Origin of the sequence: Achromobacter sp., from assembly GCF_050285565.1 — a bacterium.
In the GTDB taxonomy this organism is placed as follows: Bacteria; Pseudomonadota; Gammaproteobacteria; order Burkholderiales; family Burkholderiaceae_B; genus Achromobacter.
This window is the reverse complement of the sequence record NZ_JBLZXG010000010.1, coordinates 48,050-67,654: the sequence shown is the minus strand read 5'-3', so window position 1 is coordinate 67,654 and position 19,605 is coordinate 48,050. Positions and strand designations below refer to the sequence as shown.

The window sequence follows — 19,605 nt, the reverse complement described above, 5'->3', positions numbered from 1 at the left end:
GCCAGCGGTGAAATTTGTTACGCAATATGCCGGGCCTGGGGCGGCCAAGGGGACGGGCCGGGTAATTCGCTTTGCTAAGATCGTGGCCGCTGAATCCACCGATCCGGAAACCGAAAATGATATTTTCCCGATTTTCTCCGATTATCCGCGCGGCGCTCGGCGCGTGGGCGTTGATGGCGGGTCTGTGGACGCCGCAGGCCCAGGCGGATGCCCTGTATGGCGGTATCGCCACCGACGGGAAACACGCCAAGGTCTATTGGGCCTTGCCGGAGGACTCCCAAAAGGCGGCCGAGGCGGCGGCGCTGGCGGCCTGCCGCCGGGGCGGCGGCAAGGACTGCAAATCGCTGAGCTGGTTTTCGGACAGTTGCATGACCTACGCTCGCAACACGTCGAATGACCTGTTCCCCGGCAACAGCGTGTCGCCGGAAATGGCCGCCAAGAAGGCGATGCGCCGCTGCACCGCCGGCAGTCCCAACGGCAAGTGCTGGCTGACGACCCTGCCGCTGTGCGTCGGGCCGGGCTACAGCGCCGCTGACGTGCAGGCGGCACGCAATGCCACGCCGGCCCAGCTCGAGGCCCTGTCCGCCAAGCTGAACGACCGCGAGTACTGGGGCGCCGTGGCCGAAAAGGAATCGGGCGATCTCACCTACTCCGATGGCTACCCCAACGAGAAGGATGCGCTCCGTCAACTGCTGGATTGGGATGAATGCACCGGCTGCACCAAGGTGCTGACCTACCGCGACAGTTGCGTCGGCATGGCCTGGGCCAAGGGCTCCAAGGGGCGCGGCACCAGCTTCACCGCGCTGGATCCGGATCCCAAGACCGCGCGCGACGCGGCGCGCAACCTGTGCGGCGCCAAGACCGGCTCGCCCCATTGCGTGGCGATGGTGCGCTGCTCGGGCCGGCCGTACATCAGCGGCTATGCCGGCGAGGACGAAAAGGCCAACTGAGGCCGCCACGCGGCGGCGCACGCCGCGGTATTTCCACATTGCGCATCGGTATTTGGTGCGCGCCGCAAGCGCTCCTATCCTGGCCTGCATGTTTTTTTTGCGCAGGGAGCGGGATGATGGGCAATCGACGCAGGGCCGTACTCAAGGCCACCTTCGGCCTGGCGGCGGGCGTGCTGGCGGGCGCGGGCCTGTTGAGCAACCGGACGGGCGCGGCGCCGGCCGCCACGGATGAGGCCAGCCGCTATCCCAGCCGGCCGGTCAAGCTGATCGTGCCGATCGCGGCCGGCGGCAGCGCCGACAAGCTGGCGCGCACCGTGGCGCAGAAGCTGGGCGAAAGGTGGGGCCAGAGCGTGGTGGTGGAGAACCTGCCGGGCGCCAGCAGCGCCATCGGCAACGCCGCCGTGGCGCATGCGCGCGGCGACGGCTACACGCTGCTGCTGGGCGGCGACGCGTTATCGCTGAATGCCTTGCAGCCCGGCAAGCCGCTCTACGATCCGCTGCGCGACCTGCAAGGCGTCACCAAGGCGGTAGTCAATCCGCAACTGCTGGTGGTGCGGCCGGGGCTGGGCGTGAAGACGTTCCAGGAGTTCGTGGCGCTGGTGCGCAGCCGGCCCGGCGAGATCTCGCTGGCCCTGCCTGGCGGCAATGGCAGCTTGCAGCATCTGGCGGTGGAGCTGCTGAACCAGCGCATCGGCGCGCGTACCAACCAGATTCCCTATCCCGGTGGCGGCCCGGCCACGCTCGACGTGCTGGGCGGGCACGTGGATGCCATGCTGATCACCCTGGCCGCGGCCACCGAGAACGTGCGTTCCGGCAAGCTGGTGGCGCTGGCGGTGACCACGCCGTATCGCTCGAAGGCCTTGCCCGAGGTGCCGACCATGCAGGAGGCCGGGCTGCCCGGCTACGCGGTCGAGAGCTGGCAGGGCTTCGTGGTGCCGGCCGCCACCCCGCGGCCGTTGGTCGAACGCATCCATCGCGACGTGGTGGCGGTGCTGCGCGAGCCGGATACGGCGGCGTTGCTGGAGAACCTGGGATTCGCCATCGCCGCCAGCACGCCCGAGGCCGTGGATCAGACCGTGCGCGACGACATCGCGACCTACCGGCGCGTGATCGCCACGGCCGATGTCAAGCTCCAGTAGGCCCGCGGCGATAGCGGGTCGCGGCAGCGGTTTCATATTCATATCTGAAAGTCTTCGTTGTGTTGGGCGGCGCCGGGCCGCAGCATGGAACCCTGTTCAATGCCGACGACACGACAACATGAAAACTCGCAATTCCCCGGGCTGGATCCTCAAGAGCGCGCTGGCGCTGGCGTTGGCGGCCGCCGCCGCCAGCGCCCAGGCCGACGCCACGCTCGACAAGATCAGGCAGCGCGGCACGGTCACCATCGGCGTGCTGGCCAACGGCGGCGTGTTCGGCTCGATCGATCCCGCCACGCAGCAGTTGGTGGGCTGGAACCCGGAGCTGGCGCGCGAACTGGCCAAGGGCCTGGGCGTGAAGGCCGAGCTGGTGCAGGTGCAGACCGCCACGCGCACGCAGTTCCTGATCTCGGGCAAGGTCGACCTGCTGATCGCCTCGATGGAACTGAATCCGGAGCGCGCCGAGATCCTGGGCTACGCGCCGACGCCGTTTTTCCGCGTGGGCGGGGCCGCCGCCACGCGCAAGGACAGCGGCATCGCCACGTGGGAAGACCTGCGCGGCAAGCCGGTCTGCGTATCGCAGGGCAGCAGCTTCGCGCGCCCGTTGCAGGCCGACTACGGCGCGGTGGTCAAGGGCTACAAGAGCTCGTCGGATTCGCTGCTGGCGCTGCGCGGCGGCCAGTGCGTGGCGGCCGTGCACGATTCGACCCTGATCCATCCGCTGCTGCGCGACAACCCCGAGTGGGCCGAGTACCACGCGCCGATCGCCAGCGAGGTGCTGCCCGCCAACTCGGTGGTCTGGACGCGCAAGGGCGAGGCCGACACCATCGCCGCCGTCGACAAGGTGATCCAGGGCTGGCACCGCAGCGGCTGGCTGATCGCCACCGAGAAGCGCCTGGGCATCCAGCCGGCGCAGCCGTTGCTGCAAGCGCTGCACGACAAATACAAGCAGGGCAATTGAGTCCGGGGCGCAAAGGGGGGAAAGTCCGATGAACCGACAAGCAATCATAGGGCTCGCGGCGCTGGCGCTGGCCGGCCTGGCGACGGCGGCGCAGGCCGACGCCACCCTGGACCGCGTCAAGCAGCGCGGCAAGCTGGTGGTGGGCGTGGATGGCGCCAGCCCGCCGTTCGGCCTGCTGGATCCGGCCACCGGCAAGGTGGGCGGCTTCCAGACCGAACTGGGCCGCGATATCGCCAACCGCCTGGGCGTGGCGCTGGAGACGGTGCCGGTCACCGCCGCGACCCGGGTGCAGTTCCTGCAGGCCGGCAAGGTCGACCTGCTGATCGCCAACATCCAGTGGACCCAGGAGCGCAGCGAGATCCTGAGCTACGCGCCCACGCCCTATAACCTGGTGGGCGGCGCGGCCATGGTGTCCAGGCGCAGCGGCATCAAGCGCTGGGAAGACCTGAAGGGCAAGGTGGCCTGCGTGTCCCAGGGCAGCAATTTCGCCAAGCCGCTGCAGGACACCTACGGCGCGGTGGTCAAGGGCCTGCGCAACATCCCGGAATCGCTGCTGGCGCTCAAGGGCGGCAGCTGCGACGCCTCGGTGCACATCCAGCCGGCGCTGTACGAGACGCTGCACGGCCCCAACGGCAAGGAGTGGAGCGACTTCGAACTGGCGACGTCCGATCAGCTGATTCCGTCGCCCACGGTGATCTGGACCCGCCGCAATGAGGCCGACACCCGCGCCTTGGTCGATGGCGTGATCCGCGACTGGCACCGCTCCGGGCTGCTGGTGCGACAGGCCGACAGGTTCGGCGTGCCGGCCGACTATCTGAAACAGGCCAACCGCGACGCGCAGGCCGGCAAGTTCGACAGCGCGCCGCCCGAGGCCCAGGCGCGGCCATGATGCGGCGGGCCTGAACCTGAACGGGCCGGCCCGCCTTCCTCCATCGACCTTCGAGAAGCGTTCCGCATGACTGAATCCCTGTTTCCCGGCGTGTTCTCGCGCCGCGCCCGCGGTGTGGAACTGTCGCCCATCGCCGCGGCCGGCGCGCGCGCCGCGCGCCTGGCGGCCGCCGGCCGCTCGATCGTGGCGCTGACCTCGGGCGAACCCGACTTCGACACACCGCAGGCCATCAAGGACGCCGCCGCGCTGGCGCTGGCGCAAGGCCAGACCAAGTACACGCCGACGGCCGGCACTGCCGCGCTGCGGCGCGCCGTGGCCGACGGCTACCGGCGGCGCCACGGCCTGCCGGCCGAGGCCGCCAACGTCATCATCTCCAATGGCGGCAAGCAGGTCATTTTCCTGGCGTTGGCCGCCACCTTGGACGAAGGCGACGAGGTGATCGTGCCGACGCCATACTGGCCCACCTTCCTTGACGCGGTGCGGGTCAACGGCGGTACGCCGGTGCTGGCGCCGACGGCCCAGGCAGACGGCTTCAAACTGACGCCGCAGGGCCTGCGCCAGGCGCTGACGCCGCGCACCAAGTGGCTGATTCTGAATTCGCCCGGCAACCCCTCCGGCGCGGTCTACCGCCAGGATGAACTGGCGGCGCTGGCGGCGGTGCTGCGCGAGCGTCCGGCGGTGCTGGTGCTGTGGGACGAGATGTACGAGCAGATCTGGTTCGAGCAGGCGCCGCCGCACCTGCTGCGCGTGGCGCCCGACCTGGCCGGGCGCACGCTGGCCGTCAACGGCGTGTCCAAGGCCTACGCCATGACCGGCTGGCGCATCGGCTGGGGCGTGGGGCCGGCGGCGCTGGTCGGGGTGCTGGAGGCGGTGCAGTCGCAGGTGTCGTCGGGCCCCAGTTCGCTGGGCCAGGCCGCCGCGCTGGCGGCGGTGCAGGGCGTGGCCGACGATTTCGTCGAGCACGCGCGCCAGGCCTATGCACGCCGCGCGCGGCTGATTGTCGATGGCCTGGGAGCCGTGCCCGGATTGAGCGTGAGCGCGCCGCAAGGAGCGTTCTTTGCCTGGATCGGCGTGGCCGGCCTGATCGGCCTGGCGCGGCCGGATGGCGCCATCATCGCCGACGACGGCGACGTGGTGGACTGGTTGCTGGACGCCGCAGGCGTGGCGGTGGTGCGCGGCGCGGCCTATGGGCTGTCGCCCTACCTGCGCCTGTCGTTCGCGGCCTCGGACGAGCAACTGCGCGAAGCCGTCGCGCGTATTGCCCGCGCGGTGGCGGCCCTGCGGCCGGCGGCGCGGGAGGCGGCCGCATGATCGAACAGGCATTGCAAGCCTGGGTGCGGTGCTTCAAGCCCCTGGGCCTGAACTACGGTTTCGTGCTGGATCCGGGCGAATTGTCCGCGTTCGGCCACGGCCTTTGGGTAACGTTGCAGTTGTGCGCCTGGGCCATCCCCGTCAGCCTGTTGTTCGGCGTGCTGATCGCGGCCGGGCTCACCAGCGGCCGGGCCTGGCTGGCGCGGCCGCTGCAGGCCTTCGTCGAGCTGACCCGCAACACACCGACGCTGGTGCAGCTGTATTGCGCCTTCCTGGTGCTGAACATGCTGATCACGCAGAAGCTGGGCGGCGGCAGCCCGGTCACGCCGTTCATGTGGGTGGTGATCGTGGTAGCCCTGCACAAGGGCGTGTTCCATGCCGAGGCGCTGCGCGCCGGCATCGAGGCGGTGCCCGCGGTGACGCTGGAGGCGGCGCGCTCGCTGGCCTTTTCGCGCCGCCAGATCCTGGCGCAGGTGCAGTTGCCGCTGGCGCTGCGCTTTGCCCTGCCGGCGCTGGTGAACAACCTGGTGGATCTGGTGAAGATGACCGCGATCGCCTCGGCCATCGCGGTGGGCGATGTGACCTACGAGTCCATCATGATCTGGTCGCACCGCGACAATGTGCTGGAGCTGTTGCTCTTGATCCTGCTGTATTTCGGCCTGCTGACCTGGCTGGTGAGCGTCGCCGGACGCTGGCTGGAAGCGCGCCTGAGGATGCCCGGCTATGGCCAATGACCTGGCATGGAACGCGGCCGCGACGCGCCGCGCGGGCGGCCGCTGGCTGGCGCTGCTGCGCGATCCGTGGGTGGTGCTGCTGCTGGCGCTGGCCGCGCTGGGCAGCGCCTGGGCGCTGACCGACAGCGCGCCGGCGGCGGTGCGCCACCTGTGGCATTGGTCGCCGGCGCTGCTGCGCGGCCTGGGCATGAACGTGCAGATCAGCGTGCTGGCCATGACGCTGGGCACGGCGCTGGGGCTGGTGGTGGGGGCGCTGTCGCTGTCGCCGTCGACGCTGCTGCGGCGGCTGATGCGCGTGTATGTGCTGGCGTTTCGCAACGCCCCGATTCTGGTGCTGGTGTATTTCACCACCTATGTGTTCCCGTTCGAACTGAACCTGGGCGGCTGGAACCTGCCGTTCCCGGATTGGATCAAGGTGGTGATCGGGCTGGGGCTGCCGGCCAGCGCCAATGTCGCCGAGATCTTCCGGGGCGCGATCCAGTCGATTCCCGGCGCGCAATGGGAGGCGGCGCAGTCGCTGGCGTTGCGGCGCGCGCAGATCTTCCGCATGATCGTGTTGCCGCAGTGCGTGCGGCGCATGCTGCCGTCGTGGATGAACCTGTACGCCAGCATCACCATGAGCACCTCGCTGGCCTCGCTGGTGGGCGTGCACGACCTGGTCGACACCGCCACCGTGGCCAGCAACACGGTGGCGCGCAGCGATTTCACCGTGCTGGTCTATTTCACGCTATTGGCGCTGTTCTTCGCCTATTGCTATCCCATCGCGCGCTGGACGCGCCATCTGGAACGACGCTATGCGCATCACTGACAACGGCGGCCGGGCCGCCGCCGAGACCCCGCTGGTCAGCCTGCGGGACGTGCACCTGGCCTTTGGTCAGACCGAGGTGCTCAAGGGCATCGACCTGGAGGTGCGCCCGGGCCACGCGGTCTCGATCATCGGCCCGTCGGGCTCGGGCAAGTCCACCATCCTGCGCTGCATCACCGGCCTGCTGCGGCCGCGGCACGGCGCCATCGAGGTCGGCGGCGTGCGCGTCGACGCACTGAAGACCGAGACCGAACTGATCGCCTTGCGCAAACGCGTCGGCTTCGTGTTCCAGCAGTACAACCTGTTCCCGCACCTGAGCGTGCTGGAGAATCTGGTGATCTCGCCCATCAAGGTCAATGGCCAGCCGCGCGCCCAGGCGCAGGCCCTGGCGCGCGAACTGCTGGCCAAGGTGCGCATGGACCACAAGGAAAACGCCTATCCGGGCGAGCTGTCGGGCGGCCAGCAGCAGCGCGTGGCCATTGCCCGCGCGCTGGCGTTGCGGCCCGAGCTGATCCTGTTCGACGAGGTGACCTCGGCGCTCGACCCGGAAATGGTGGGCGAGGTGCTGACGGTGATCCGCGACCTGGTGCAGGACGGCCTGACCTGTGTGCTGGTGACGCACGAGATGCGCTTCGCGCAGGAGGTGAGCGACGCGGTGTACTTCACCGAGGCCGGTCGCATCGTCGAGCACGGGCCGCCGGCGCGCCTGTTCGGCCAGCCGGCGAGCGAGCGCACCCGCGCCTTCCTGCAACGCACCTCGGCCGAACCGCCGCCGCGGCGTGCCGGCCGCGACCCGATCGACGCCTATCTGAGTTTCGATCCGCTGCGCCTCGCGGTGTGATCCCTTTGTGCTTTCCGGAGCCGACTATGACGACCGAATCTTCCGTTTCCCATGAACGCCGGCAGCAGGTGCGAGATGCCCTGGGCGATATCCGCGAGCTGCTGGCCGCCGCGCCGCTGACCCGCGAACTGCTCGCGCAGGTCACCTCCCGCCTGGAGCAGTTGGCGCAACAGCGGGCGCTGTTCCCCGCGGCCGAATTCGCGCCGCCGGCGGCGGGGCAGGGCTTGGGCGCCTCGACCCGCTACCGTCTCAACCCGGACGACGAGGCGGGCGCGCCCGCGCTCTATCTGAACTCGATCAACCCCGGCAAGACCACGTTACCGCACAACCACACCACCTGGGCAGTGATCGTGGCGTTGTCGGGCCAGGAGCTGAACCGCGTCTACCGCCGCAGCGACGACGGCTCGCAGCCCGGCCGCGCCACGTTGGAGCAGGTGCGCGAGGTGGTGGTGCAGCCGGGGCAATCGGTGTCGTTCCTGCCCGAGGACATTCACAGCATCCACGTCACCGGCGACGCGCCGACCCTGCATTTCCACCTCTACGGCCAGCCGCTGGAGACGCTGTCGGGCCGCATCGGCATCGATCTGGCCACCGGCGAGATCGTCAACTACAACGCCACCCAGATGAAACCCGGCCAGGAGCAGCGCGCATGAGCCTCGACCACGCCCGGGTGCAGACCCGCCTGGTGCACGCCGGCAGCCCCGACCTGACGCAGGGCGCCGGCCCGGTCAACGTGCCGGTGGTGCGCACCAGCACCGTGCGTTTCGCCGACACCGCCACGCATGCCGCGCTGAATGCGCGGCGCGGCGCCGGCGAGCGCGTCGCCACCTACGGCCGCCACGGCCTGGACACGCACCAGGCGCTGGAGGCGGCGGTGGCGTCGCTGGAAGGCGGCCATCGCAGCATCCTGGCGCCGTCGGGCCTGTCGGCCATCGTGCTGGTGCTGCTGGCCACGCTGGCGCCGGGCGAGCACGCGCTGGTGTCCGACAGCGTCTATTCGCCGGTGCGGCGCGTCGACCAGGCGCTGTTGCGGCGCTACGGCATCGAAGTGGAGTATTTTTCGCCCGGCCGCGACGACCTGGCCGGACGTTTCCGTCCCAACACCCGCCTGTTGTACCTGGAGTCGCCCAGTTCGCTGCTGTTCGAGGTGCTGGACCTGCCGGCGCTGGCGGCCCAGGCGCGCAGCCGCGGCGTGCTGGTGGCCACCGACAACACCTGGAGCGGCGGGCTCTACTACCAGCCGCTGGCGCTGGGCGCCAACATTTCGATCCAGGCCGCCACCAAGTACCTGGCCGGGCATTCGGATGTGATGATGGGCGTGGTCACGGTCGACAGCCCCGAGCTGGCGCGGCAGGTCGGCGCCACCTACGACGCGCTCGGCCTGGCGGTGGGCGCGGACGACGCCTACCTGACGCTGCGCGGCCTGCGCACGCTGGATGTGCGCCTGGCGCGCCACCACCAGAACGCGCTGAGCGTGGCGGAATACCTGTCGCGCCATGGCGACGTGGAGCGGGTCTTTTATCCGGCGTTGCCGCAGGATCCAGGCCACGCGCTGTGGCGGCGCGATTTCAGCGGCGCCAGCGGCCTGGTGTCGTTCGCGTTCAAGGCCGGCCAGCCGGGCGCGGCGGCGCGCTTCATCGACGCGCTGCGCTATTTCTCCATCGGCGCGTCCTGGGGCGGCTACGAAAGCCTGGCGCTGGAAGCGGCGCCGGAACGGCTGGCCGAGCACAGCGTGTGGCAGGGCGGCCATGAGGTGGTGCGCCTGCACATCGGCCTGGAGCATCCGCTGGACCTGGTCGAAGATCTCGACCGCGCCTTCGGCGTGGTCCGCGACGGCCTGCGCCGCAGCGCCTGAAGCATATGCAAATGACCGCGTTTCCTTAGGGATTCTGATTATGTAGAAGCAATTACAACCTCTTTGTCCGGTTGTACCCCCGGGGTCTAGAATTTGCCTTGTTCCACGGTTGGCGGCAGGGCATGTCTTCTATTTCTTCGATCGGATCGGTACAGCTTTCCTTCGCGGCGCGGCAATTGGATGCCGTGCGCGAGTTCTACCGCGGCACCCTCGGGCTGGATGAAGTGCCGGTGCCGGACGGGCGCCTGTTGTTCGCGCTGGGCGACGCGACCCTGTCGCTGTCGCCGGTGGCCGAGGTCAACCGCGAGGTCAGGGCCGACTACCTGGCCCTGCGCACCCGCGCCTACGACGACATTCTGCTGCGCCTGCGCGACGCCGGCTATCACCCGGTCTGCTCGCTGCCGGACGCTTCGCCGCGCGTCATGTACGTCAAGGATCCCAGCGGCAATCAATTGGCATTTCTCGGCTAGGCGTCGGCGATCCCCATGAACTTCCAGCAACTGCGCTCCGTGCGCGAGGCCGTGCGCCGCGATTTCAACCTGACCGACGTGTCGGAAAGCCTGCATACCTCGCAGCCCGGCGTCAGCCGCCAGATCCGCGAACTGGAGGAAGAGGTCGGCGTCGACATCTTCGTGCGCTCGGGCAAGCGCCTGATCGGCCTGACGCCGCCGGGCGAGCAGATCCTGCCGCTGGTCGAGCAGATCCTGCAATGCGCCGACAACATCCGCCACGCGGGCGCCGAGTATGCCGACAGCCGCAAGGGCGTGCTGTCGATCGCGGCCACGCATTCGCAGGCGCGCTACGCCTTGCCGCCGGTGATCAAGGAATTCCGCCAGCGCTATCCCGAGGTCGTGCTGCACTTGCACCAGGGCTCGCCCAAGCAGGTCTCGGAGATGCTGCTGGAAGGCGAGGCCGACATCGGCGTGGCGACCGAGGCGGTGGCCGACTATCCCGGCCTGCTGAACCTGCCGTGCTACCGCTGGAGCCACAGCATCATCGTGCCCCAGGGGCATCCCCTGAGCGTGGTCGAGGGCGGCATCAGCCTGTCGCAACTGTCGCGTTATCCGATCATCACCTACGGGCGCGGCTACACCGGCCGGGCCCACATCGATGAAGCTTTTGCGCGCGCCGGCATCGTGCCGGACATCGTCATGACCGCGATGGACGCCGACGTCATCAAGACTTATGTCGAGCTCGAACTGGGCGTGGGCATCGTGGCCGCCGTCGCCTGGGACGCCGAGCGCGACACGCGGCTGTGCGCCATCGACGCGCGCCACCTGTTCGAAATCAACCTGACGCGCCTGGCGATCCGCCGCGGCGCCTGGCTGCGCGGCTATGCCTTCCATTTCATCGAGATGTTCGTGCCGACCTTGACGCGCGCGGTGGTGGATCAGGCGCTCAAGGGCGAGGCCTGAAGCGCCAGGCGGCGGGCAGCGCGCGCATATCCATAGACGCATTTCTACGTTGTCCCCGGCGGGGCGGGAACGTAGGCTGATCCGGTTCTCCAAACACCAGGAATTCCGGATCCCATGAGCACCGTTCCCGACGCGGCCATCGCCGCCTTCCCTCACGCCACCGAACGCGCCCGCGCCGTGCGCGAATTCATTGCGCAGGTCAAGGCGCTGGTGCCGGACCCCGCGCGCGCCACGCCCGACCAATTGGCGCCGGTGGCCCGCCTGCTCGAAGCGCTGGGCCGCCGCGCGCAGCTGTTTCCCGCGCATGCCTTTGAAGTGGTGCCGGGCCGGCCCACCTCGATCTACCGCCTGGCCGAAGACGCCGACGGCGGCTATGCGCTGTACCTGTCGCTGGGCGAACCCGGCAAGGCGCAGCCGCCGCACGACCACACCACCTGGGCCATCATCGCCGGCGTGTCCGGCAACGAGCGCAACGAGGTCTATGCGCGCAGCGCCGGCGCCGAGCCGGGGCGCGACGTGCTGACCCACGTACGACGGGTGGACGTGGCGGTGGGCGATTCCATCGTGCTGGGACCGGCCGATGTGCACACCATCGAACTGGTGGGCGACGCGCCCGGCGCGCATCTGCATTTCTACGGCCTGGCGCTCGACCGCCTGCACGGCCGGGTGGTGTTCGAGAGCACCGCCGGCGGCGCCTACCGCACCTTTTCGCCGCCGGCCGCGATCTACCATGCGCGCCTGTCTCCGGCCGGGTTGCAGGAAGCGCTGCGCGGCGAATCCGAGATTGCCGTGCTGGACGTGCGCGAGGCCGGCCGCTACGCCCGCCGTCACCTGCTGTACGCGGTGCCGGCGCCGCTGTGGCGCCTGGAGGTGCTGGCCGACCGCCTGGTGCCGCGCCGCGACACGCGCATCGTGCTGGTGGACGACGACGAGACCCTGGCGCACCAGGCCGCCGCCAAGCTGATGCGCCTGGGCTGGACCGACATCTCGGTGCTGGCCGGCGGCACCGACGGCTGGGAGCGGGAAGGATACGAACTGTTTTCCGGCACCAACGTGCCCAGCAAGGCGTTCGGCGAAGTCATCGAACACGAAAAGCACACGCCGTGGATCGACGTCGACGAACTGCACGAACGGGTCGCGCGCGGCGACGACATCGTGGTGGTCGACAGCCGCACGCCGGAGGAATTCCACAATTTCACGCTGCCGTTCTCGCACAGCCTGCCAGGGGCCGAGTTGGTGTACCGCATCCGCGAACTGGCGCCGGATCCCAGGACCTTCGTGGTGGTGAACTGCGCCGGCCGCACGCGCAGCATCGTCGGCGCGCAGACACTGATCGACGCCGGCATCCCGAACCGTGTCGCCTCGCTGCGCAACGGCACCATGGAATGGCTGCTGTCCGGCCGGGAACTGGCCTACGGCCGCCACGCGGCCTTGCCCGAACCGTCGGCCGACAGCGCCGCGGCGGCGCGCGAACAGGCGCGCGGCGTGGCCCAACGGGCCGGCATCGGCCACATCGACGATGCCACCTTGCGCGCCTTCGAGGCCGAGCAGGGCACGCGCACGCTGTACAAGTTCGACGTGCGTACCCGCGAGGAATACGAGACCGGCCACCTGCCGGGCTGGCGCTGGGCGCCCGGCGGCCAACTGGTGCAGGCGACCGACGAGTACCTGGCGACGCGCCGCGCGCGGGTGGTGCTGGCCGACTGGGACGGGGTGCGCGCCCAGACCACCGGCGCCTGGCTGGCGCAACTGGGCGCGGTCGAGGTCTATCTGTACCGGCCGCCGGCGCTGGCGCCATTGGAACGCGGCGCCGAGCCGCGCCGCGTGCTGCGGCACCGGCCCGACGTGCCGGCGCTGCGGCCGCAGGCCTTGCAGGCGGCTATCGACGCCGGTTCGGCGGAAGTCTTCGACATCGAATCGCGATTGGCCTACGAGCGCGGCCACGTGCCGGGCGCGCGCTACGCCGCGCCGGATCGTTTGCCGGAGTTCCTGCCGGCCGACACACAGCGCACGATCGTGTTGACTTCGCCCGACGGCGTGCTGGCCGCCGTGGCGGCGGCCGAGCTGGCCTGGCGCACCGGCCGCCCGGTGCGCTACCTGCTGGGCGGCACCCGCGCCTGGCAGGCGCAGGGCCTGCCGCTGACGCAGGGCGCCGACGGCGTGCTGACGGGCGACGATGACCAGAGCATCAGTCCATACCTGTTCGACGATCTCGCGGCGCGCGACCAGGGCTTTCGCGATTACCTCGATTGGGAATTGGGGTTGGTGGCGCAGTTGGAGCGCGACGGCAGCGCGGATATCCGGCTGATCGCGGCGGCATAGGCCCGGCCGAGCACGAGCGATGGGCGGCCGGCACGGTGCCGCCGGCCGCCCATCGCCTGCCTGCGCGGCCGCGCCATTTCCGCTTCGCGGCGGGATCTGCGCGTTGCGGTAATCAGGTTATGACCACTTAATTGTTCCTGACTGTAAGCTGAACAAATATGCTCCGGTTTCCCAGGCCCGATCGTGCCTGCTACCGGAGAACGTGATGTCCCTTTCCAAATTGCTGGCGGGCGCCTTCGCCGCGCTGGCCGCGCTGATGGCCTTTCCCGCCACGGCGCAACATGCCAAGTACCTGGTCACCACCGAGTGGCTGGAGAAGAACCTGAACGACCCCAAGGTGCGCGTCATCGAGGTGAGCGTCAACCCCGGCCTGTTCGAGCGCGGCCACATCCCGGGCGCCAGCAACGTCAACTGGCACACCGACCTGGTCGACACCGTCAACCGCGACATCGCGCCGCCCGCGCAGTTCCAGGCCCTGTTGCAACGCACCGGGATCAACAACGACAGCACCACCGTGCTGTATGGCGACAACAACAACTGGTTCGCCGCGTGGGGCGCCTGGATCTTCGACATTTATGGCATCGAGAACGTCAAGATCCTGGACGGCGGCCGCAAGAAATGGGAAGCCGAAGGCCGGCCGCTGTCCAACAGCGTGAAAATCCCGGCCGCGGGCAACGCCCGCCCGAAGGACGCCAACACCGCGTTGCGCGCCCACTTGCAGGACGTATTGGCGGTGGCGCGCAAGGACAAGGCGGGCGTGCTGGTCGACATCCGCTCGGCCGATGAATACAACGGCAAGATCTTCGCGCCCAATGGCGTGCCGGAACTGGCCGTTCGCGCCGGCCACGTGCCGGGCGCGGTCAACGTCACCTGGAGCAAGCTGGTGGCGGAAGACGGCACCTTCAAGTCGGCCGACGAACTGCGCGCCATCTATCAGGCGGCGGGCGTGGACGGCAGCAAGCCCATCATCACCTATTGCCGCATCGGCGAGCGTTCCAGCCATTCGTGGTTCGCGCTGCGCAAGCTGCTGGGCTACGACGTGCGCAACTACGACGGTTCGTGGACCGAGTATGGCAACAGCGTCGGTTCGCCGATCAGCAATCCGTCGGGCACCGTGTGGGGCAAGACCTGAGTGAGCGCCCCGGTAACCCGCGCGTCGCCGGAGTACGCGCAGACCGGCGCGGCGCTGCGCTACGCGCTGGCCGCCACGCTGCTGGCCCTGGTCGGCGTGGCCGCCTGGCGGCTGGCTCCCCTGCCGGATGGCGGCCGCGACCTGTCCTTGTCGTTGTTGCTGGGCGCGGCGTTCGGCATCGTGCTGCAGCGTTCGCGCTTCTGCTTCTATTGCATCGCGCGTGACGCCATCGAGCGCCGCGATCCGCGGGGCGCCTACGCGGTGCTGGTGGCGCTGGCGGTCGGCATGTTGGGCTATCACGCGGTGTTCGGCGCCTTCCTGCCGGTGCCCGGGTCCGAACGGCTGCCGCCGGGCGCGCACATCGGGCCGGTCAGCCTGGCGCTGGTGGCCGGGGCGTTCGTGTTCGGCGTGGGCATGCGGATCTCGGGTTCCTGCATCAGCGCGCATTTCTACCGGCTGGGCGAAGGCGCGCTGGCCTCGCCGTTCGCATTGCTGGGCGCGGGTGCAGGCTTCGTGCTGGGCTTCGCATCGTGGAACGCGCTGTACCTGGCGATGATCCAGACGGCGCCGGTGGTGTGGCTGCCGCATTGGCTGGGGTACAGCGGCACGGTGTTGCTGCAAGGCGCGGCGTTGGGCATGCTGGCGTTGGGCCTGAGCCGGCTCGGTCGCCGCGGGCGCGATTCCGCCTCGCGCTTCCCCGCTGGCGCGCCGGGCGCCACGGGCCAAAACCCGGACAGTGCTCGCATGGAAACGCTTGAGGAGGAAGTTTCCCCGCCCGTTGCCGCGGACCCACAGCTATGGCACGCGGTGCTGCGAGACCGCTGGCCGCCAGCCGTGGGCGGTCTGTTGGTGGCCTTCATCGGCGTCATCGCCTATTTGCGCATCGCGCCGCTAGGCGTGACCGCCGAACTGGGCAGCGTGGCGCGCACGGCGGCCGCTGCCGCGGGCATGCTGCCGTCGCGTCTCGGAGGGTTGGACTCCTTCGCCGGCTGCGCCACCGCCGTCAAGAGCGTGCTGCTGTCGAACAATGGCGCGTTCGTGCTGGCGCTGCTCGCCGGCGCCTGGGCCGCCGCGCTGGCCGCGAACGCCTTCCGGCCGCGCCTGCCGACCGGGCGCGAGATCGTTCGCAACTTCACGGGCGGCGTGCTGATGGGGTGGGGTGGCATGACAGCGCTGGGCTGCACCGTGGGGACGTTACTGTCGGGCGTGATGGCGGGCGCGGCGTCGGGGTGGATCTTCGGCGTGGCGTGCGTGGCGGGGATTTGGGTGGCGTTGAAGCTGCGGCCGACGCGCTGAGCATCCGTCCGCTTTCCACCGACAACCGCTTCCGCTCGACCGTTTTCGCCGATACGTTATCGCAGATCGGCAATAACGGCTCCGTGCGTGGGCCACTCAAGGCGGGCCGCGCGCCTCGTGCGGCGGCAGGGACGTTCGGTTTCCGGATGGCGGCGTTGAGGCGGCGGTGGTGCGGTATCAGAAATACGGGGCGGGGTATTCGGCGTTGTCGCTGAAATCCAGTTAGTGCATCTGCGGGTCAGACTCGGCGCTGAGATGAGGCGACGGCGATGAAGCGACATCAATCACGCCTGCTCGTGATCGCGTCGGTACTGGGGATGCTCCTGCTGGTGCCGTTGTCATGGTTGCTGCCGTTCCCGCACGGGTTCGCCAAGCCACCCGTCAAGCCGGACGAGTGGGTACAGGAGACGCCAACGATGCGGACGCCATTCTCCCCGCCCAATGGCGGCCGGGAGATCCGTTCGCTTAGCGTGCATCCCGAGGGCAACGATTGGCTGTTCGTGGAGTGCGCCCGGACCGGCGACAACCGGTGCGACGTCATGCGCTATCAATGGAAGACGGGAAAGCTGTATCGCTACGGTCTGCCCACAGGGTACACCTATCCCTACGCCCACTATTCACCGCAGGGCAACTACATCGTGATGTCGCGGCGGCGGATCTCCGGGCACTCCGACGATGAACAGCGCCGTTCGCTCGATGCCATGCAGATCCTGCTGATGCGCAGCGATGGCGGGGGCCTGGAGGTCCTTCCATTGGCGCGGGGCAACAAGCTATCGCCTTTCATGTCGCGGGACGAGAGCCGGATTGCATTCTGGAGGACGGGACGCATCCTGCCGCCCGGCCAACGCCTGGGCCTGCTCGATTTCGATATCTGGGAGTTCGATCGGGCTCACGCGACAGAGCGGCCTTTCGCGGGCATCTTCAAATTCGTTTCCGGCGGCCAGGCGCAGTATCTCTCGGGTGACGAGATCCTGTTTCGAACGTTCGGGCCAGCGGGACATCTCTGGAGCTACGAGCCCCTGTATGGTGGAAGTCGCATTCATCGCATGCGGCGTGGAGATACGCGGCTACCCGAACCGCATGTCTTCAGTGGCATCAAGTACGCCGAGATGCCGACGATGGATCGCGCAGGGAACCTGTATCTCTGGGGGCAGACACCGCGGTACGGCCTGAGCGTGATCCGTATTGAACCTGGAGGGCAGCGCAGGGCATGGCAGCCGGGCGTGCGATTCGTTCCGCAGGAGCTGATCTGCGATCCGGCTGGCACGTATCTCGCGACGATCTATTGGGACCAGCCGATGGATGTCACGAACCGTCCGGGCGGGTTGGCCATGCTGGATATCGCGACGGATACCTGGACCGCGATTGCACTGCCGTTGTGGCGGGATGCGGAAACCATTCCGGTGAGCACAAGTGCGTGCGGCATGCATAACGGCGCGCAGGGCTGTTCGATAAATTCGAGGAGCGACTGATGGCAATGGAGCATGACGCAATAGGATTGGTGGATCTGGATTTCTGGAGTCCAACAAGCTACATCCCCGTGTACGGGCTTTGGTGCGGGCCAAATTGGTCCGCGGGGAGAGAGGCGGGGAGAAAACCAGGGCGCAGTTGGTCGAGAGCGAGGTGTTGACGCGCATCGGTATCGACGGGGTGACACCAGAGATCAGCCCCGTCGATTCGTTCTGCAAGGACCATGACATTGCCTATTTCGATGCGCGGGGGCAACCGGATGAAGCCATGCGGAAGCTGGAAGCGGATCTTGTCTTGATGGCCAGGCTCGAACAGCTTGATTTCGACCAGCTTCCGGAGACCGAGCGCCTATATGGCCGCCTGATGTCGTTTGCATTCTTCGAGAAAATCCTATGCGTTGATCTGCCCAGCGCTTCGAGCGAGTGGATGGGGAACCGCATTCTCGAACTCTCCAAGTCCTTTGAAAGGCTCTTTCAGAAAATCAATGGTCTGACCTACACCGATCAGTTCGGTACCAAGATGACAGGCGTGGCCCTAGATGGCAAAGTTGGAGGCTTCGCCTATCAAATGTACTGGGTGACGGACAGGCAGGCGGACGATCTCGTCTATGCGCCGTTCTTGGGATTGTTTTCATCGCCCCACCCCTCCGACGTACCAGTTGGACAAGACATATATTGAACTTATCCGCACCGCAGCCCGTCTGAGGGCCGATCAGGCCCACGATTGCGCCACGGCCGCCAGGCACGCGATCACCGACGCGAACGCAATGGCCAGCCCGATCAGCTTGCGCTTTTCCAGCTCGGTCCAGAGCAGCACGCCGGTCAGGCACAGCGCGATCAGCGCGCCGCCGATGGTGTCCGACAGCAGCACCCAGGCCACGCCGGTGCCGTTGGCACGATGGAAATTCTGGACCACGCCCCACCAGCTGGCGCTGCTGCGGCGCGCGCTGGCGGCGCCGCTTTGCGGCCAGAATTCCACCTGCACCTGATAGCCCGGCGCGCGGAACAGCGCCTGCCAGCGCTCGGGCTGGCGCGCGCTGACATCGCCCCAGCGCACATCCTGCGCGGCTTCCTTGCGGATGCCTTCGACTGGCTTGTCCAGGTTCAGGGCCTGCTGCAGCCACTGGCCGACCGCCGCGTCGGTGCGCGGCAGGCTGGCGGGGGCCTGCAATTGCAGGGTCTCGACCACCGGGCCGGGCATGTCGATCTTGAGCACGGCGCGATGGTTTTGCAGGATGCCGCTGGCGCCGAACAGCAAGCCCAGCAGCGCGCCCCACAGGCCGAGCCAGCCGTGGGCCTTGCGCAGCGCCTTCAGGTACTGGCCGCGGCGCGCGGGCGGACGCGGGCGGGCGGAGGGGGAGGCGGCGGTCATGGTTGGGCGTCGCGCAGGCGCAGCGCGGTGATGGTGAAGCTGTCGGCGACGAAATGGCGTTGGGCCTCGCCGCCGTACGCCGGATAGACCTCGGTGTCGTCCATGCTGAACAGGTAGGCGATGCCGTGGGCGGCGTCATAGGCCATGTTGTGGGCCCAGGGACGGGTGCCGACCGAGGCGAGGCGCTCCAGTTGCCCGGCCGGGCTGGCGTCGTGGATCCACAGCCGGGCGTCGGCGCCGCTCGGGGCCAGCAGCCAGCCGCGCGCGGCGTCGTAGGCCAGGGCGTTGATGTCGCGGCCGGCCTGGGCGCTGGCCAGCAGCGCGCCGCTGTCCGCGTCCAGGCTCAGCACGCGCGGGTCGGCGCCGCGGCAGGCGACGAACAGGCGCGTGCCGGCCGGGTCCGCCGCCAGGGCGCTGGGGCGCGGGCACTGGGCCGGCTGCCATGAACGTATCAGCGTCATGCGGCGCAGGTCGATGACGGCGATGCGGCCTTCGTCGCGCAGCGGCAGCGCCACCCGGCCCGCGCCCAGCAGGACCGGCGCATCGAGCTTGGCGGCCGGCAGGTCGAGGCTGGCGCGCACACAGTCGCAGGCCGGATCGAGCCGATAGATGCGCGAGATGTGGTCGCGGCGGCCACTGGTCACCAGCACCTGGCCGCTGTCAGGGTCATGCAGGAGATTGTTGAGGTTGCCGATCTCGACCGGCACGTGCCGCAGCACGCGGCGATCGGAGGCCCGCAGCACCAGCACGCTGCCGTCCATGCCGGCCACGTAGAGCCGGTCGGCGGCGGGTACGGCGACGGCGGCGTTGGCGCCTTCGGTGCCGGGGATCGGAGTCGGCGCCTGGCGCCGGGCGGTGTCGTAGACGGTCAGGCCGTTCTCGCGGCGTGCCAGCAGCAGTTGGGCGCCGTCTTGCGCCAGCGTGGCGAAGCCCCAACTGTGCCCGCTGCCCGGCAGCGTGGTGGCGCTGCGCTCGGCAATGATGGGATCGCCCGGCGCGGCGCGGGCGGCGCTGGCCGCGGCCATGGCGACCAGGACGGCGGCCAGGAGAGCCGGCAGCGTCGCGGCGCGCCGGCGCGCCAGCGACGCCACCCGCACGCAAGCGGATTGCTTCATGT

19 protein-coding genes are annotated in these 19,605 nt (G+C 68.9%); 17 read left to right on the top strand and 2 right to left on the bottom strand.

The genetic code is table 11. From position 1 onward, the window contains the following. Positions 1 to 116: 116 nt before the first annotated feature. The 17 genes from ACN6O8_RS20755 to ACN6O8_RS20675 all read left to right on the top strand — a co-directional run bounded on the left by ACN6O8_RS20755 (position 117) and on the right by ACN6O8_RS20675 (position 17,795). Positions 117 to 950, top strand: a complete 834-nt coding sequence (locus tag ACN6O8_RS20755; RefSeq protein ID WP_427992878.1) for a DUF4189 domain-containing protein — start codon at positions 117 to 119, stop codon at positions 948 to 950. Between the two features lie 113 nt (positions 951 to 1,063). After that, on the top strand, positions 1,064 to 2,089 hold the full coding sequence (locus ACN6O8_RS20750; protein WP_427992877.1) for a Bug family tripartite tricarboxylate transporter substrate binding protein: 1,026 nt from the start codon (positions 1,064 to 1,066) through the stop codon (positions 2,087 to 2,089). 118 nt (positions 2,090 to 2,207) lie between these two features. Further along, positions 2,208 to 3,047 carry a transporter substrate-binding domain-containing protein gene (locus tag ACN6O8_RS20745; protein WP_427992876.1) on the top strand — a complete coding sequence of 280 codons (840 nt, stop codon included), beginning with the start codon at positions 2,208 to 2,210 and terminating at the stop codon, positions 3,045 to 3,047. Between the two features lie 28 nt (positions 3,048 to 3,075). Next, a complete protein-coding gene (locus ACN6O8_RS20740) occupies positions 3,076 to 3,936 on the top strand; it encodes a transporter substrate-binding domain-containing protein (protein ID WP_427992875.1) in 861 nt (286 codons plus the stop codon). Positions 3,937 to 4,002: 66 nt separating this feature from the next. Continuing rightward, entirely contained in the window at positions 4,003 to 5,247 is a 1,245-nt protein-coding gene (locus ACN6O8_RS20735) for an aminotransferase class I/II-fold pyridoxal phosphate-dependent enzyme (RefSeq protein ID WP_427992874.1), read from the top strand. Continuing rightward, on the top strand, positions 5,244 to 5,981 hold the full coding sequence (locus ACN6O8_RS20730; protein WP_427992873.1) for an amino acid ABC transporter permease: 738 nt from the start codon (positions 5,244 to 5,246) through the stop codon (positions 5,979 to 5,981). The genes ACN6O8_RS20735 and ACN6O8_RS20730 overlap by 4 nt, the downstream gene beginning before the upstream one ends. Next, positions 5,971 to 6,789, top strand: a complete 819-nt coding sequence (locus ACN6O8_RS20725) for an amino acid ABC transporter permease (protein WP_427992872.1) — start codon at positions 5,971 to 5,973, stop codon at positions 6,787 to 6,789. The genes ACN6O8_RS20730 and ACN6O8_RS20725 overlap by 11 nt, the downstream gene beginning before the upstream one ends. Further along, complete coding sequence (locus ACN6O8_RS20720) at positions 6,776 to 7,627, top strand: amino acid ABC transporter ATP-binding protein (protein WP_427992871.1); 852 nt, start codon at positions 6,776 to 6,778, stop codon at positions 7,625 to 7,627. Before ACN6O8_RS20725 ends, ACN6O8_RS20720 begins: the two co-directional genes overlap by 14 nt. Before the next feature lie 26 nt (positions 7,628 to 7,653). Further along, positions 7,654 to 8,280 carry a cysteine dioxygenase gene (locus ACN6O8_RS20715; RefSeq protein ID WP_427992870.1) on the top strand — a complete coding sequence of 209 codons (627 nt, stop codon included), beginning with the start codon at positions 7,654 to 7,656 and terminating at the stop codon, positions 8,278 to 8,280. Then, entirely contained in the window at positions 8,277 to 9,482 is a 1,206-nt protein-coding gene (metC, locus tag ACN6O8_RS20710) for a cystathionine beta-lyase (protein WP_427992869.1), read from the top strand. Before ACN6O8_RS20715 ends, metC begins: the two co-directional genes overlap by 4 nt. Positions 9,483 to 9,604: 122 nt before the next feature. After that, positions 9,605 to 9,952: a VOC family protein gene (locus tag ACN6O8_RS20705; RefSeq protein WP_427992868.1), complete on the top strand. Its 348-nt coding sequence runs from the start codon at positions 9,605 to 9,607 to the stop codon at positions 9,950 to 9,952. Between the two features lie 15 nt (positions 9,953 to 9,967). Then, on the top strand, positions 9,968 to 10,897 hold the full coding sequence (locus tag ACN6O8_RS20700) for a CysB family HTH-type transcriptional regulator (RefSeq protein ID WP_427992867.1): 930 nt from the start codon (positions 9,968 to 9,970) through the stop codon (positions 10,895 to 10,897). Between the two features lie 114 nt (positions 10,898 to 11,011). After that, entirely contained in the window at positions 11,012 to 13,219 is a 2,208-nt protein-coding gene (locus tag ACN6O8_RS20695) for a rhodanese-like domain-containing protein (RefSeq protein ID WP_427992866.1), read from the top strand. A gap of 205 nt (positions 13,220 to 13,424) precedes the next feature. Then, on the top strand, positions 13,425 to 14,351 hold the full coding sequence (locus ACN6O8_RS20690; protein WP_427992865.1) for a sulfurtransferase: 927 nt from the start codon (positions 13,425 to 13,427) through the stop codon (positions 14,349 to 14,351). After that, positions 14,352 to 15,647 (top strand): YeeE/YedE family protein, encoded by a 1,296-nt coding sequence (locus ACN6O8_RS20685; RefSeq protein WP_427992864.1) that lies wholly within the window; start codon positions 14,352 to 14,354, stop codon positions 15,645 to 15,647. It begins immediately after the preceding gene. Between the two features lie 269 nt (positions 15,648 to 15,916). Beyond that, the gene (locus ACN6O8_RS20680) at positions 15,917 to 17,119 is read left to right on the top strand and encodes a hypothetical protein (RefSeq protein ID WP_427992863.1); all 1,203 of its coding nucleotides are present in this window, start codon (positions 15,917 to 15,919) and stop codon (positions 17,117 to 17,119) included. A 151-nt stretch (positions 17,120 to 17,270) separates the two neighbouring features. Continuing rightward, positions 17,271 to 17,795 (top strand): hypothetical protein, encoded by a 525-nt coding sequence (locus tag ACN6O8_RS20675; RefSeq protein WP_427992862.1) that lies wholly within the window; start codon positions 17,271 to 17,273, stop codon positions 17,793 to 17,795. 33 nt (positions 17,796 to 17,828) lie between these two features. Here ACN6O8_RS20675 and ACN6O8_RS20670 read toward each other — a convergent pair whose 3' ends face one another. Both ACN6O8_RS20670 and ACN6O8_RS20665 read right to left on the bottom strand, forming a co-directional pair. After that, a complete protein-coding gene (locus ACN6O8_RS20670; RefSeq protein WP_427992861.1) occupies positions 17,829 to 18,488 on the bottom strand; it encodes a PepSY-associated TM helix domain-containing protein in 660 nt (219 codons plus the stop codon). After that, positions 18,485 to 19,603: a YncE family protein gene (locus tag ACN6O8_RS20665; protein ID WP_427992860.1), complete on the bottom strand. Its 1,119-nt coding sequence runs from the start codon at positions 19,601 to 19,603 to the stop codon at positions 18,485 to 18,487. Before ACN6O8_RS20665 ends, ACN6O8_RS20670 begins: the two co-directional genes overlap by 4 nt. Positions 19,604 to 19,605: the final 2 nt, after the last annotated feature.

What these genes read in the sequence shown, in the direction of transcription:
- ACN6O8_RS20755 (WP_427992878.1), top strand. Translation starts at nt 117, where the DNA reads ATGATATTTTCCCGATTTTCTCCGATTATCCGCGCGGCGCTCGGCGCG.
- ACN6O8_RS20750 (WP_427992877.1), top strand. Translation starts at nt 1,064, where the DNA reads ATGATGGGCAATCGACGCAGGGCCGTACTCAAGGCCACCTTCGGCCTG.
- ACN6O8_RS20745 (WP_427992876.1), top strand. Translation starts at nt 2,208, where the DNA reads ATGAAAACTCGCAATTCCCCGGGCTGGATCCTCAAGAGCGCGCTGGCG.
- ACN6O8_RS20740 (WP_427992875.1), top strand. Translation starts at nt 3,076, where the DNA reads ATGAACCGACAAGCAATCATAGGGCTCGCGGCGCTGGCGCTGGCCGGC.
- ACN6O8_RS20735 (WP_427992874.1), top strand. Translation starts at nt 4,003, where the DNA reads ATGACTGAATCCCTGTTTCCCGGCGTGTTCTCGCGCCGCGCCCGCGGT.
- ACN6O8_RS20730 (WP_427992873.1), top strand. Translation starts at nt 5,244, where the DNA reads ATGATCGAACAGGCATTGCAAGCCTGGGTGCGGTGCTTCAAGCCCCTG.
- ACN6O8_RS20725 (WP_427992872.1), top strand. Translation starts at nt 5,971, where the DNA reads ATGGCCAATGACCTGGCATGGAACGCGGCCGCGACGCGCCGCGCGGGC.
- ACN6O8_RS20720 (WP_427992871.1), top strand. Translation starts at nt 6,776, where the DNA reads ATGCGCATCACTGACAACGGCGGCCGGGCCGCCGCCGAGACCCCGCTG.
- ACN6O8_RS20715 (WP_427992870.1), top strand. Translation starts at nt 7,654, where the DNA reads ATGACGACCGAATCTTCCGTTTCCCATGAACGCCGGCAGCAGGTGCGA.
- metC (WP_427992869.1), top strand. Translation starts at nt 8,277, where the DNA reads ATGAGCCTCGACCACGCCCGGGTGCAGACCCGCCTGGTGCACGCCGGC.
- ACN6O8_RS20705 (WP_427992868.1), top strand. Translation starts at nt 9,605, where the DNA reads ATGTCTTCTATTTCTTCGATCGGATCGGTACAGCTTTCCTTCGCGGCG.
- ACN6O8_RS20700 (WP_427992867.1), top strand. Translation starts at nt 9,968, where the DNA reads ATGAACTTCCAGCAACTGCGCTCCGTGCGCGAGGCCGTGCGCCGCGAT.
- ACN6O8_RS20695 (WP_427992866.1), top strand. Translation starts at nt 11,012, where the DNA reads ATGAGCACCGTTCCCGACGCGGCCATCGCCGCCTTCCCTCACGCCACC.
- ACN6O8_RS20690 (WP_427992865.1), top strand. Translation starts at nt 13,425, where the DNA reads ATGTCCCTTTCCAAATTGCTGGCGGGCGCCTTCGCCGCGCTGGCCGCG.
- ACN6O8_RS20680 (WP_427992863.1), top strand. Translation starts at nt 15,917, where the DNA reads ATGAAGCGACATCAATCACGCCTGCTCGTGATCGCGTCGGTACTGGGG.
- ACN6O8_RS20670 (WP_427992861.1), bottom strand. Translation starts at nt 18,488, where the DNA reads ATGACCGCCGCCTCCCCCTCCGCCCGCCCGCGTCCGCCCGCGCGCCGC.
- ACN6O8_RS20665 (WP_427992860.1), bottom strand. Translation starts at nt 19,603, where the DNA reads ATGAAGCAATCCGCTTGCGTGCGGGTGGCGTCGCTGGCGCGCCGGCGC.